This is a genomic window from Pseudomonas sp. MH9.3, from assembly GCF_034354675.1.
GTDB lineage: Bacteria > Pseudomonadota > Gammaproteobacteria > Pseudomonadales > Pseudomonadaceae > Aquipseudomonas.
Map to the genome: position 1 here is coordinate 2,431,141 of NZ_CP133785.1, position 13,682 is coordinate 2,444,822.

Genomic DNA, 13,682 nt, shown 5'->3' on the forward strand with positions numbered 1-13,682 from the left:
GATTCAGTCCTGGGTGAAGATGAAGTCGGCAGGCAGCAGGCCACGCAATTGCGCACGAATGGCCGTCACTTGCTCAGGCGTGTAGGGACGGGCCGGATGTTTGCCCCAAACCGGCGCGGGCCAGGCGGCGTCATCACGCTTGCGCACGATGACGTGCACATGCAACTGGCTGACGACATTACCCAATGCGCCAATGTTCATCTTGTCGGCGCCAAGGCCCTCGTTCAGCGAGTGCGCCAGGGTTGTGGTTTCCTGCCACAGCACCTGCTGGTCCGCGACATTCAGCTGAAACACTTCACTGATACCGTCGATACGCGGTACCAGGATGAACCAGGGATAATTCGAGTCATTGGACAGCAGCAGCCGGCACAGCGGGAAATCCCCAAGGGTCAGCGTGTCTTGTTGCAGGCGTTGATCCAGTGCGAACACCGCGGGCACTCCATTGAACAGGTCAGGTTTTGCGCCCCAGCATACCTTCGATTGCGCAAGGCTTCACGGCGAATGCAGGAAGGCGGCGGCGCAGGACGATAAAAACCTGCACCCTTTCGAGGCAAGCACCTGTGGGGGCTACGCAGGAACGGGCCTGGACAGGACGCACCAAAATGATCCGCCCGTGCTTCAAAGCGATTCGCCGAGTACCCACTCGTTGGGGTGAACCGGTAACGTTTTGCCACGGCGCGGGTTTCGTGTAACGCAAGGCACGGGCAAGCGGTGTGCATTCAGCACAGGCCAAACCGCCCAGAAAGCCCGTCTTTATGCAGCGTTTACAGGCTTTTCACGTTTTTCACGAAAAAATGACATTCGATTGCCGGTTTGTGCACGCTTGTTGCAAGCTTCCTCCTATCGTCGGCAACGGCACCCGTGGATGCAGGTGTTTCGCGATAAGAACAGCAGCGATTCAATGCGCATCAGGGAAGCGTTCAAACTTTGAAACCGGTTTGAAGGAAGACAGTATTGAAGTTGTCAGCCCGGTTACAGTTGGGCTGTGAATTTGCGACAGGGAGCTAGCGATTTACGACGCCTCGTAAAGAAGCTGAAAGGAAAGTTGGGTAAGTATCGTCAATAGGGTCTGCGTGATATAACTTTGCGCCGACACAAAAAAGAAAGAGCCGCCCAGATAAAAATACAGGTGGGACGGCAGTACTCTTCCTAAAACCAAAGGAGCAAATCACGATGCGCGTGATGAAGTGGAGCATGATCGCCCTCGCTGTTTCAGCAGGCACCTCGCAGTTCGCAATGGCGTCCGCCCAGGACGATTCCAAGGGCTTTGTTGAAGACAGCACGTTCAGCATCAATACTCGCGCCCTGTACTTCAGCCGCGATTTCCGTAACAACCCGTCGGGTCCGGGCTCCAAGAGCCGTGCAGAAGAATCCGGCCTTGGCTTCAACGCCCTGTACGAATCGGGCTTCACCCAAGGCACCATAGGCGTCGGTGTTGATGTGATCGGTCTGATGGGCCTCAAACTCGACAGCGGCAAGGGTCGCGCCGGCACCGGCCTGTTCCCGACCGGCTCCGATGGTCGCTCACAGGACGAGTATTCCAAAGGCGGCGGCGCGGTCAAGTTCCGCATCTCCAACACTGTGCTGAAGGTGGGTGACCAGTACACCACAGCGCCTGTGTTCGCCTCCGACGACAGCCGCCTGTTGCCAGAGCTGCCACAAGGTATCTCGATCACCAGCAACGAAATCAAGGGCCTGAAACTCGAGGGTGGTCACTTCACCTCGAGCGTGGCGCAGAACCAGACCTTCCATGACAGCCTGGGCCTGACCAAGACAGACTTCGTGGGCGGCGTCTACTCCTTCACGCCAGAGTTCACCGGTAGCCTGTACTACGCGAAGACCGAAGACTACTTCCGTAAGTACTACAACAACCTGAACTGGACCCACGCGCTGGGTGACAATCAGTCCTTCGCCCTGGACTTCAACCTCTACGATACCAAGAGCGAAGGCGCCGGCCTGCAGCGTGCCGAGAAAGATGGCACCACCAAGCTCGACAACCGCGCGTTCAGCTTGCAGGGTGCTTACACCATTGGCGCTCACACCTTTACGCTGGCAGCCCAGAAGGTCACCGGCGACGGCGACTACGGCTACGGCGTAGACGGTGGCGGCTCCGTGTTCCTGGCCAACTCCGTGGCGCGCTCCGACTTCAACGCCGAAGGCGAGAAGTCCTACCAGGCTCGTTACGATATCAACATGGCAACCTTCGGCGTTCCTGGTCTGAGCTTCATGACCCGTTACGTAACCGGCAGTGGCGCCAACACCGCCACCACCTCGAACGGTAAAGAGTGGGAACGCGATATCGAAGCCAAGTATGTGGTGCAGAGCGGTCCGGCCAAAAACCTGAGCCTGCGCCTGCGTCAAGCGACGTATCGTTCGGGTGATGGCGTTTACTACGGTTCACCTTCGATCGACGAACTGCGCCTGATCGCAAACTACCCGTTGAACATCTTGTAATTCGCCGCTTGATTACAACGATGACGTAAGGCTTCTGCCTTAAACAAAAAAGCCGCTCCCTTTTATTGAAGGGAGCGGCTTTTTTATTGCAATACTATTTCAGCAAAACTAACTAGCAAGCTAAGTAACTATGTTCACGGGCTATATTCATTCTTCACATTTAACCTGACCTATCGGCCAAGTTAAACGCGACACTTCTCTGTTACTTCGTCGGCGCTTCCTGCATGACACGAATAACCCGCTGTGGAAACGGAATATCAATCCCCGCCCCTTTCAAACGGTCGCGCGCCAGCTCATTGAACATGAACACCACGTCCCAATAATCCGGCGTATTGGTCCAGCAGCGCAGTGAAACCGTGATGGAACTGTCACCCAGCGTCGAAACCACCGCCGCCGGTGCAGGGTCAGCCAACACACGCGGATCCTTTGCCAGCTCCAACAGCACTTCACGGGCTTTCTGCAGGTCGGCCTCGTAGTCCACACCCACGTCAAACACCACCTTGCGGGTCGGCTGGCGGTTGGTGTTGGTAATGATGCCGTTGGACAGAATGCCATTGGGCACGATCACGGTCTTGTTGTCGCCGGTGCGCAGCACGGTGTGGAAGATCTGGATGCTGTCGACCGTGCCGGAGGTGCCCTGAGCTTCGATCCAGTCGCCGATGCGAAACGGACGGAACAGGAGAATCAGCACACCACCGGCAAAGTTGGCCAGGCTGCCCTGCAAGGCCAGGCCAATGGCCAGGGTTGCGGCACCAATCGCAGCGACGAACGAGGTGGTCGCGACGCCGATCATCGAAGCCACGCTGACCACCAGCATCACTTTCAATGCAATGTTCGCAAGGCTGGTGATGAAGTGCTGCAGCGCCAGGTCCGCTTTACGCAGGGCCAGCAAACGCCCGACGCGATTGGTAAAGACATTGATCAGCCACCAGCCGATGGCCAGCGTAATCACGGCCAGCAACACTCGGCTGCCGTATTCCATGATCATCGGGATCCAGGACTGCGAGGTCTTGATCAAGTGATCCATTTCAGCATTCAAATCCATCTATCTTCTCCTCTTGCAATCAGTCGCGGAAGTTATTGAACTGCAGCGGCATGTCGAACGTCTTGGCGCGCAGGGCCGCGATGGCCTCTTGCAGGTCGTCACGTTTCTTGCCGGTGATCCGCACCTGCTCACCCTGAATGGCGGCCTGCACCTTGAGCTTGGCATCCTTGATGTGGGCGACGATTTTCTTCGCCAGCTCCTTGTCGATGCCTTCCTTGAGTACGGCTTCCTGTTTCATCAGCTTGCCGGAGGCGTAGGCGTCCTTGATTTCAAGGCACTGTGCGTCGATCTTGCGTTTGACCAGCGACAGCTTGAGGATCTCGATCATCGCTTCCAGCTGGAAATCGGCTTCAGCGGTCAGGTTGACGGTCAATTCCTTTTCCTTGAACTCGAAGCTGCCCTTGCCTTTCAGGTCATAGCGGCGGTCCAGTTCCTTGACGGCGTTCTCGACGGCGTTGGTGACTTCGTGTTTGTCCAGTTCGGATACCACGTCGAACGAAGGCATGTCATTTCTCCAATATAAGGGGCAGGCTCAGTAAAGATGGAGCGCGCCCGAGCTAAAATGCCGGGGCATTATAGCGATTCTTTCGTCCTGTTCATCGCAGGCGACCCAACGGAGCACAAACCGATGTCGACCACCTGGCACATTCTCGGCGCCGGCAGCCTTGGCACGCTCTGGGCCACGCGCCTGGCGCGTGCCGGCGTACCAGTGCGGTTGATTCTGCGCAATACAGAGCGGCTGGCCAGTTATCAGGCAGGACCAGGGTTGACGCTGGTCGAGCACGGTGTTGCACAGACTTATCCGGTGAGCGCCGAAACGCCCGACAGCCCAGAGCCGATTCACCGCCTGCTGGTGGCGTGCAAAGCCTACGATGCACAAGGCGCTATCGCACAATTGCAGCACCGCCTTGCGCCGCACGCCGAGCTGATCCTGCTGCAGAACGGTCTGGGCAGTCAGGACGCGGTCGCCGCCGAGCAGCCCCACGCGCACTGTGTATTTGCTTCCAGCACCGAGGGCGCGTTTCGCGACGGCGAGTGGCGCGTGGTGTTCGCCGGGCATGGCTACACCTGGCTGGGGGACGCGTCCCGCCCGACGGCGCCGCCATGGTTGGATGATCTGCACGCCGCTGGAATCCCCCATGAATGGAGCATCGATATGCTCACGCGCCTGTGGCGAAAGCTGGCGCTCAACTGCGCAATCAACCCACTGACCGTGCTTTATCAATGCCGCAACGGCGGACTGCAGGCGCACCCGTGTGAAGTCGCGACGCTGTGCGCCGAATTGACCGAACTGCTCCAATGCTGTGGCCAGCCAGCGGCTGCGCAGAATCTTCACGATGAAGTGCAACGGGTGATCCAGGCCACTGCCGCGAATTTTTCCTCCATGTATCAGGACGTGGCCAACCGGCGCCGTACGGAAATCAGCTACCTGCTGGGGTACGCCTGCCGGGCAGCCGCCCGACACCAGTTGCCCGTGCCTCATCTGCACGCCGTGCAGGCACGTCTGGTCGAGCAGTTGGTTGCACACGGATTGCCCAGCGACTGAGGCACGCGCTACCCTGCCTGCCTGTCTCTAAACAGCGAACACCCTGATGCCCCTGCGCCAGCGTCTTGAAAACCTTCCGGTCGGCCAGAAACTGCTGGCCGCGCTGCTGGTGCTGCTGACCACCGTACTGCTGGTGGCCAACCTCACCTTTATCAGCGCCGCCTACTGGATTTCCCAGGAAAGCATGGCACCGCAGGCGTTACAGGCCATTGGCCGGCTGGTGTCAAACCCGGCCCTTGCCGCCGAAGCCCTCGAATCGCCGGCCAAGGCCGATGCCCTGCTCAACGAATTGACCAGTTATTCGCCACTGCGCGCCGCTGCGCTGTACGACGGCGAAGGTAATCGCCTGGCGCAGATGCAGCACGGCGACCGCCTGCACCTGCCGGACACCTATCGGCATATCGAGGCGTGGCGCGTCACCGAGTTTCGCAGCAACCAGGTCATCACCCTGCCCCGTCCCGGCCAGGCATCCGGGCATTTGCTGCTGGTGGCCAGCAGCGAGCTGCCTGTGGCGTTTTACACCGGCACGCTCACCGCCAGCCTTGGCATCCTGATTTTCAGCGTGCTGTTGTGGTTGGTGATTGCCCGCCAGATCAAGCGGCTGATCACCCGGCCCATCTACGAATTGGAAGAGCTTTCGCGCCAGGTGACACGCGAAGAGAACTACGCCCTGCGCGCCGGGCGCGGCAACCACGACGAAATTGGCAGCCTGGCGGAAGCCTTCAACACCATGCTGTCGCGCATTGAAGCGCGCGAGCAGCAGCTCAAGCGCGCCCGGGACGACTCCCAGGCGGCCTATGACCAGGCTCAAGGCCTGGCCGAAGAAACGCGCCACACCAACCGCAAACTCGAACTGGAAGTGCAGGTTCGCAGCAAGATCGAGAAAAAACTCACCGGTTTCCAGAACTATCTCAACAGCATTATCGACTCGATGCCCTCGGCGCTGATTGCGCTGGATGAGCAGCTGTATGTCACCCAGTGGAACCAGGAGGCAAGCGCGCTTTCCGGTACACGCCTGGATGAAGCGCTGAACCAGCCGATCTTCCTCGCGTTCCAGCCGCTCAAGCCGTTTCTGCCGCAGATCAAGGCCACGATCGAGCAGCATGTGGTGGAACGCATCGAACGCGTCACCTGGATCAAGGATGACGAGCCCAGGCATTACGCCCTGACCTTCTACCCGCTGACGGGCGGCGCGGGGCGCGGCGTGGTGATCCGCATCGACGACATCACCCAGCGCCTGTCTCTGGAAGAAATGATGGTGCAGTCGGAAAAAATGCTGTCCGTCGGGGGGCTCGCGGCCGGCATGGCCCACGAGATCAACAACCCGCTGGGCGCGATCCTGCACAACGTGCAGAACATCCGCCGTCGGCTGTCGGCCGATTTGCCGAAAAACCTGGAATACGCCGAACAGGCCGGCATCGAGCTGGCAACGGTCAACCGCTACCTCGAAGGCCGCGAAGTGCCGCAACTGCTTGACGGCATCCAGCAAGCCGGGGCGCGGGCGGCGAAGATCGTTACCCATATGCTCAGCTTCAGCCGCCGCAGCAACCGGCAAATGGCCCCCTGCGACTTGCCCGCGCTGATCGATCAAGCCGTGGAAATCGCCGGCAATGATTTTGACCTGACCATCGGCTTCGACTTCAAGGGGCAGGCGATCATTCGCCAATTCGACCCGCAGTTGGGCCCGGTGCCCGGCACCGCCAACGAACTGGAACAAGTGCTGCTCAACCTGTTGAAAAATGCCGCCCAGGCCATCCACCTGCGCGAGGACGACAGCGAGCCCGGACGGATCATCCTGCGCACCCGACTCAATCCGCCATGGGCCGAAATCCAGGTGGAAGATAACGGCATTGGCATGAGCGAAAGCGTGCGCAAGCGCACCTTCGAGCCGTTCTTCACCACCAAGGAAATCGGCCAGGGCACCGGGCTTGGGCTGTCGGTGTCGTATTTCATCATCACCAACAACCACAAGGGCCAGATGGAAGTGCATTCCACCCTGGGCCAGGGCACCTGCTTTACCTTGCGCCTGCCTTTGGCCGGCAGCCAATTGTCCCCCACTGCACTTACCCAACTGGAGCAATGACCATGGGCTTTCGCTTGTCGAAGATCTACACCCGTACTGGCGATCAGGGCGAAACCGGCCTCGGCGACGGCCGCCGTGTGCCCAAGGACCATCCGCGCGTGGAGGCCATTGGTGAAGTCGATACACTCAATAGCCAGTTGGGCCTGCTGCTGGCCAATCTTGAAGAGCAGAGCGGCAAGCACCCTGAACTCAGGGACGTGATTGAAGTGCTGACGCCTTGCCAGCATCGCTTGTTCGACCTCGGCGGTGAGCTGGCCATGCCGGTGTACAAAGCGTTGAATGCGGCCGAGGTGGACCGGCTGGAAGCGGCGATTGATCGCTGGAACGAAGAAGTCGGGCCGCTGGAAAACTTCATCCTGCCCGGAGGCTCAGCCTTGATTGCCCAGGCACACGTATGCCGCAGCCTGGCACGCAGCGCGGAGCGTCGGTGTCAGCACCTGAACGCGGTGGAACCGCTGGAGGGGGTCGGGCTTGCGTATATCAATCGGTTGTCGGATCTGCTGTTTGTGGCGGCGCGGGTCATTGCCAGGCGCCAGGCAGTGGCGGAGGTGCTGTGGCAGGCGGCGGCCAAGCCGCACTGATTATGCAGTGCCTTGTCTGGCCTCATCGGGGACAAGCCCCCTCCCACAGGTGACCGCATTCCAGCGTTGGAACCGGGTCAACTGTGGGAGGGGGCTTGCTCCCGATGAGGCCCTTCAGAGCCCCCCTCAACCCTGCGGCCAGAACGCCCTGATACCCGCCACACCCTGAGCCCCTGCCTCCCAGGCCCGCTCCCGCTCGGCAGGTCCTACCCCGCCCAGCAGAAACACCGGTTTGCTGAAACCGGAAATCAACTGCGACGCCGGTTCCCAGCCCAACGGCTGCGCATCCGGATGGGTCTGGGTCGGTTGCACAGGCGACAACGTGACAAAGTCCACGTCCATCAATTCGGCCAGCGCCAGTTCCTCGGCGTTATGGCAGGACGCAGCCAACCAGCGGTCCTTCGGCAACGGCCGGCCCTTGCTCGCGTATTTGCGCAGTTGCGCCGAGGTCACGTGCCAACCCGCCGCAGGAAAATCCCCCAGCCATTCGAACGGTCCCTTGAGCATCAATTGCGCTTTGCCGGCACACAATCCCACCGCATCCACCGCCAGGTCGCGGTATTTCGGGTCGTAACCATTGGGCGCACGCAGTTGAATCAGCTTGATGCCGGCGGCGACAGCCTGTTGGATGCCACGCAACAGCGTCGGGGTTTCCAGCTCACCGGGGGTGATCAGGTAGTCGGCAGGCAGGCGCGCGGCCGCGACAATCGGTGTGTTGGCTGCGGGAAACGCATAGTTAAGCAGATCCCGAGGGGCCACCCACGCCAGGGGCTGCCCTTCGACGCCGTGAGGCTGGCCGGTAAACGACGAGACTTCCCAGACATCCAGCAACACCTGCTTGTCCGGGTAGTCGTGCTGCACCTTGATCAACGGACGCGCCGTCGTGACCTGAATGCCCAACTCTTCCTGCAGTTCGCGGGACAGCGCAGTGGAAACCGACTCGTCAGCCTCCACCTTGCCGCCGGGAAACTCCCACAAACCGCCCTGATGCTGGGTGTCGGCACGGCGCGCCAGCAGAATCCTGCCGTCGAGGCCGCGGATCACCGCCGCTGCTACATGTACTCGTTTCACGCCACTGCTTCCTCGTGTGGTAACCCCTGCAGGCGCGAACGCCTACAGGGGGAGGGTCATTGTCAGGTGCGATATTCCGCGTTGATCTTCACGTACTCGTGGGACAGATCAGTGGTCCAGATGGTTTCGCTGCAATCGCCGCGGCCCAGCTCGATGCGGATGGTGATTTCTTCCTGCTGCATCACTGCCGAACCTTGGGCTTCAGTGTAGGTTTCGGCCCGTGCGCCACGGCTGGCGATGCACACGTCACCGAGGAATACGTCGATCTTGCTCACGTCCAGCTCCGGCACGCCGGCGCGGCCGACGGCAGCGAGGATGCGTCCCCAGTTCGGGTCGGAGGCAAACAGTGCGGTCTTGATCAACGGCGAGTGGGCCACGGTGTAGCCCACGTCCAGGCATTCCTGATGGTTGCCGCCGCCATTGACTTCAACGGTGACGAACTTGGTTGCGCCTTCGCCGTCACGCACGATGGCCTGGGCCACGTCCATGCACACTTCAAACACCGCCTGCTTCAACGCCGCGAACAGCGGGCCGCTGGCGTCGGTGATTTCCGGCAGGTTGGCCTGGCCGGTGGCAATCAGCATGCAGCAGTCGTTGGTCGAGGTATCGCCATCGATGGTGATGCGGTTGAACGACTTGTTGGCGCCATCCAGGATCAGGCTGTGCAGAACGTTGCGCGACACCTTGGCGTCGGTGGCAATGTAGCCGAGCATGGTGGCCATGTTCGGGCGGATCATCCCCGCGCCCTTGCTGATGCCGGTGACGGTCACCGTCACGCCGTCATGCACGAACTGACGGCTCGCGCCCTTGGGCAGGGTATCGGTGGTCATGATGCCAGTGGCCGCTGCCGCCCAGTTGTCCACAGACAAATCATCCAGCGCGGCTTGAAGAGCCCCTTCGATTTTCTCGACCGGCAGCGGCTCGCCGATCACACCGGTGGAGTACGGCAGCACCTGGCTGGCATCCACGCCGGTCAATTGCGCAAGCTTTGCACAGGTGCGCGCAGCAGCGACAAGGCCAGGCTCGCCAGTACCGGCGTTGGCATTGCCGGTGTTGGTCAGCAGGTAACGAATCGGGCCGGCCACGCGTTGCTTGGCCAAAATCACCGGCGCGGCACAAAACGCATTGAGGGTAAACACGCCAGCGACGGTCGAACCCTCGGCACAGCGCATCACTACCACATCCTTGCGACCCGGCCGCTTGATGCCGGCCGAAGCGATACCGAGCTCAAAGCCGGCAACCGGGTGCAATGTGGGCAAAGGACCAAGACCAACAGCCATGAATGCGCTCCTCAACAATAGATGATGTCTGTGCCGTCTTGATTGACGGTGAGATTAATTGCAAAACGCCGCGACGGCAGAGGCCGGTCGCGGCGCGGGGTGTTGCAGCGTCAGGCGAAAATACTAGTTGATTTCGCCGTGGCAGTGTTTGTACTTCTTGCCCGAACCGCACCAGCACAGTTCATTGCGACCCAGCTTCTGATCGTTGCGCACCGGGGTTTGCGCCAGGGCTACATCGATCTCTTCGCCAAGCACTTGCGGCGCGTCCAGGCCCGGTGCCTCGTCATGCTGGAACTGCATGCGCGCAGCCAGTGCCTCGGCTTCCTGGCGCAGACGCGCCTCTTCTTCGATCGGGTCTTCGCGACGCACCTGAACGTGGGAGAGCACGCGAATCGAATCGCGCTTGATCGAATCGAGCAATTCGGAGAACAGCGTGAACGACTCGCGCTTGTACTCCTGCTTCGGGTTCTTCTGGGCATAGCCACGCAGGTGGATGCCGTGACGCAGGTGGTCCATGGTCGACAGGTGGTCTTTCCACAGGTCGTCCAGCACGCGCAGTACGATCTGCTTCTCGAACGTGCGCAGGGCTTCGGCGCTCGCCTGCTCTTCTTTCTCGTTGTACGCGGCCAGCAGCTCGGCCATCAGCTTCTCGCGCAGCGTCTCTTCGTAGAGGTGGTCGTCTTCGTCCAGCCATTGCTGGACCGGCAGGTCGACACCAAAGTCGCTCTTGAGCGCCGCTTCCAGACCGGCAACATCCCACTGTTCAGGCAGGGACTGTGGCGGAATGTGTGCGGTGACGGTGGCGTTGAGTACGTCCTGACGGAAATCGGCAATGGTCTCGCCGATGTTGTCGGCAGCCAGCAACGTGTTGCGCATGTGATAGATCACTTTACGCTGTTCGTTGTTGACGTCATCGAACTCGAGCAGTTGCTTGCGAATGTCGAAATTGCGCCCTTCAACCTTGCGCTGGGCCTTTTCGATGGCGTTGGTCACCATGCGGTGCTCGATCGCTTCACCGGACTGCATGCCCAGGGCCTTCATGAAGTTCTTCACGCGGTCCGAGGCGAAGATACGCATCAGGCTGTCTTCCAGGGACAGGTAGAAACGGCTGGAACCGGCGTCACCCTGGCGACCGGCACGGCCACGCAGCTGGTTGTCGATACGACGTGATTCGTGACGTTCGGAAGCGATCACCTGCAGGCCACCGGATTCCAGCACGGCCTGATGACGCTTCTGCCAGTCGGCCTTGATCTGGGCGACCTGCTCGGGCGTTGGGTTATCCAGCGAGGCCACTTCCACTTCCCAGTTGCCGCCCAACAGAATGTCGGTACCACGACCGGCCATGTTGGTGGCGATGGTCAGCGCGCCTGGGCGACCGGCCTGGGCAATGATTTCGGCTTCCTTTTCGTGGAATTTGGCGTTGAGCACCTTGTGCTCGATGCCTTCCTTATTGAGCAGGTTGGACACGTGCTCGGACGTCTCGATGGTCGCGGTGCCCACCAGGATCGGGCGGCCCTGGGCCATGCCGTCCTTGATGTCGTTGATGATCGCCGCATACTTCTCTTCGGCGGTCAGGAACACCAGGTCGTTGAAGTCCTTGCGCGCCAGCGGCTTGTTCGGCGGGATAACCACGACCGACAGACCGTAGATCTGGTGAAATTCGAATGCTTCGGTGTCGGCCGTACCGGTCATGCCGGACAGCTTGTTGTACAGACGGAAGTAGTTCTGGAAGGTGGTGGACGCCAACGTCTGGCTTTCGGCCTGGATGTTGAGCACTTCCTTGGCCTCGATGGCCTGGTGCAGGCCTTCGGACAGACGACGCCCCGGCATGGTACGGCCGGTGTGTTCGTCAACCAGCACGACCTGGCCGTCCTGCACGATGTATTCGACGTTGCGATGAAACAGTTTGTGCGCGCGCAGACCGGCATACACGTGGGTCAACAGGCCCAGGTTGTGCGCCGAGTAGAGGCTTTCGCCTTCGGCCAGCAGGCCGATCTGGGTGAGCATGTCTTCGACGAACTGGTGACCGGCTTCGTTGAGTTCGACCTGGCGGGTCTTCTCATCGATGGTGAAGTGACCTTCTTTGGTCACTACGCCTTCCACTTCCTCGATGTGCTGCTCCAGACGCGGGATCAACTTGTTGATCTCGGTGTACAGGCGCGAACTGTCTTCGGCCTGGCCGGAGATGATCAGCGGGGTACGGGCTTCGTCGATCAGGATGGAGTCGACTTCGTCGATCACGGCAAAATTGAGTTCGCGCTGGAATTTTTCTTCCATGCTGAACGCCATGTTGTCGCGCAGGTAGTCGAAACCGAATTCGTTGTTGGTGCCGTAGGTGATGTCGGCGGCGTAGGCCGCGCGCTTCTCTTCCGGCGGCTGGAACGGCGTGACCACGCCGACGGTGAGGCCGAGGAATTCATACAGCGGGCGCATCCAATTGGCGTCCCGGCGGGCCAGGTAGTCGTTCACGGTGACAACGTGCACACCCTTGCCGGACAGTGCGTTGAGGTAAACGCCCAGTGTCGCCACCAGGGTCTTGCCTTCACCGGTACGCATTTCGGCAATCATGCCTTCATGCAGGGTCATGCCGCCGATCAACTGGACGTCGAAGTGGCGCATACCCATTACGCGCTTGCCGGCTTCACGGGCAACCGCGAAGGCTTCGGGCAGCAGTTTGTCGAGGGTTTCACCTTTGGCTATGCGGGCCTTGAACTCTTGGGTCTTGGCGCGCAATTGCTCGTCGGAAAGGGCAACCATCTGCTCTTCGAAAGCATTGACCAGCTGCACCGTCTTGAGCATGCGTTTGACTTCGCGCTCATTCTTGCTTCCAAAAAGTTTCTTTAACAAAGGCGCAAACATATCGGCAGGTTCTTCCACACATAGGGATGGAGGGCGCACCGTCAGTGGCCCGAGCAGCCCTCACGGCCGCATGCGAACGCGCATTCTACCCGGAAACGTGGGTGAGGAAAGTGGCGTTATTCCCAGATGCTGGCATGGGGCTGTGAGAGGGCCTGTTTAAAATAAGGGCTTTTGCGCGAACTTCAACCCATCGAATGCAGAAGTTACCTATTGATTTCGCGGGAAAAGCCGGGCATCGGCATTGCCCAGGGCCGCCTGCGCGCTTTCTGTTAAGATGGCCGCTCTGTTACTTAAGGTGTCCGCTTATGGCATTTCGCCCTCTTACAGCCCGCGCGCCCAGCGTGTTGCTTCGCGAAGCCAAGCCGTTGAAAGCCATCTTCGGCCACGCCCAACGCCTGGGACAACTGCAACGCCTACTCGAAAGCCAGCTGCAACCCGCCGCACGCGAACATTGTCACGTGGCGTCCTGGCGTGAAGGCAATTTGCTGCTGATCGTCACTGACGGCCATTGGGCGACGCGCCTGCGCTACCAGCAAAAACGCCTGCAGCGACAATTGATGGCATTTGATGAGTTCGTCAGCCTGACGCGCATCCAGTTCAAGGTACAGCCGCCCACCGTGCAGCAAGGTGCAGTGGGCCATACCATGGACCTGTCGGAAAACGCCGCCGAAACCATCCAGGCCACGGCCGACGGGATCAGCGATCCAGGTTTGCGCGCGGCACTGGAACGCCTGGCCGCCCACGCCAGGCCCAAGGCCTGAGC

11 protein-coding genes are annotated in these 13,682 nt (G+C 60.2%); 5 read left to right on the forward strand and 6 right to left on the reverse strand.

Annotated elements, in window-relative coordinates; translation table 11 throughout:
* Positions 1-3: 3 nt before the first annotated feature.
* Positions 4-429 carry an HIT domain-containing protein gene (locus RHM60_RS10610; protein WP_322214388.1) on the reverse strand — a complete coding sequence of 142 codons (426 nt, stop codon included), beginning with the start codon at positions 427-429 and terminating at the stop codon, positions 4-6.
* 744 nt (positions 430-1,173) lie between these two features.
* Here RHM60_RS10610 and RHM60_RS10615 point away from each other — a divergent pair.
* The gene (locus RHM60_RS10615; protein ID WP_322214390.1) at positions 1,174-2,454 is read left to right on the forward strand and encodes an OprD family porin; all 1,281 of its coding nucleotides are present in this window, start codon (positions 1,174-1,176) and stop codon (positions 2,452-2,454) included.
* Positions 2,455-2,656: 202 nt separating this feature from the next.
* Here the strand turns inward: RHM60_RS10615 and RHM60_RS10620 are convergent, their stop codons facing one another.
* Positions 2,657-3,499, reverse strand: coding sequence for a mechanosensitive ion channel family protein (locus tag RHM60_RS10620; RefSeq protein WP_322214391.1), 843 nt, complete (start codon positions 3,497-3,499; stop codon positions 2,657-2,659).
* Positions 3,500-3,518: 19 nt separating this feature from the next.
* A complete protein-coding gene (locus RHM60_RS10625; protein ID WP_076949757.1) occupies positions 3,519-4,004 on the reverse strand; it encodes a YajQ family cyclic di-GMP-binding protein in 486 nt (161 codons plus the stop codon).
* A gap of 123 nt (positions 4,005-4,127) precedes the next feature.
* Here RHM60_RS10625 and RHM60_RS10630 point away from each other — a divergent pair, with 123 nt between their 5' ends.
* From RHM60_RS10630 to RHM60_RS10640, 3 genes are read left to right on the forward strand one after another with little or no spacing between them, the layout of a single operon-like run.
* Positions 4,128-5,045: a putative 2-dehydropantoate 2-reductase gene (locus RHM60_RS10630; protein WP_322214394.1), complete on the forward strand. Its 918-nt coding sequence runs from the start codon at positions 4,128-4,130 to the stop codon at positions 5,043-5,045.
* A gap of 46 nt (positions 5,046-5,091) precedes the next feature.
* On the forward strand, positions 5,092-7,128 hold the full coding sequence (locus tag RHM60_RS10635; protein WP_209984266.1) for a sensor histidine kinase: 2,037 nt from the start codon (positions 5,092-5,094) through the stop codon (positions 7,126-7,128).
* Positions 7,129-7,130: 2 nt separating this feature from the next.
* Positions 7,131-7,709: a cob(I)yrinic acid a,c-diamide adenosyltransferase gene (locus RHM60_RS10640; RefSeq protein WP_209984269.1), complete on the forward strand. Its 579-nt coding sequence runs from the start codon at positions 7,131-7,133 to the stop codon at positions 7,707-7,709.
* A 126-nt stretch (positions 7,710-7,835) separates the two neighbouring features.
* Here RHM60_RS10640 and RHM60_RS10645 read toward each other — a convergent pair whose 3' ends face one another.
* The 3 genes from RHM60_RS10645 to secA form a co-directional block, all read right to left on the reverse strand.
* Positions 7,836-8,780 (reverse strand): Nudix family hydrolase, encoded by a 945-nt coding sequence (locus RHM60_RS10645; RefSeq protein ID WP_322214395.1) that lies wholly within the window; start codon positions 8,778-8,780, stop codon positions 7,836-7,838.
* Positions 8,781-8,842: 62 nt separating this feature from the next.
* Positions 8,843-10,060 (reverse strand): bifunctional glutamate N-acetyltransferase/amino-acid acetyltransferase ArgJ, encoded by a 1,218-nt coding sequence (gene argJ, locus RHM60_RS10650; RefSeq protein ID WP_057007180.1) that lies wholly within the window; start codon positions 10,058-10,060, stop codon positions 8,843-8,845.
* 123 nt (positions 10,061-10,183) lie between these two features.
* Positions 10,184-12,919 (reverse strand): preprotein translocase subunit SecA, encoded by a 2,736-nt coding sequence (gene secA, locus RHM60_RS10655; RefSeq protein ID WP_322214397.1) that lies wholly within the window; start codon positions 12,917-12,919, stop codon positions 10,184-10,186.
* Between the two features lie 305 nt (positions 12,920-13,224).
* Here secA and RHM60_RS10660 point away from each other — a divergent pair, with 305 nt between their 5' ends.
* Positions 13,225-13,680 (forward strand): DUF721 domain-containing protein, encoded by a 456-nt coding sequence (locus RHM60_RS10660; protein WP_322214399.1) that lies wholly within the window; start codon positions 13,225-13,227, stop codon positions 13,678-13,680.
* The last annotated feature ends 2 nt before the right edge of the window (positions 13,681-13,682 follow it).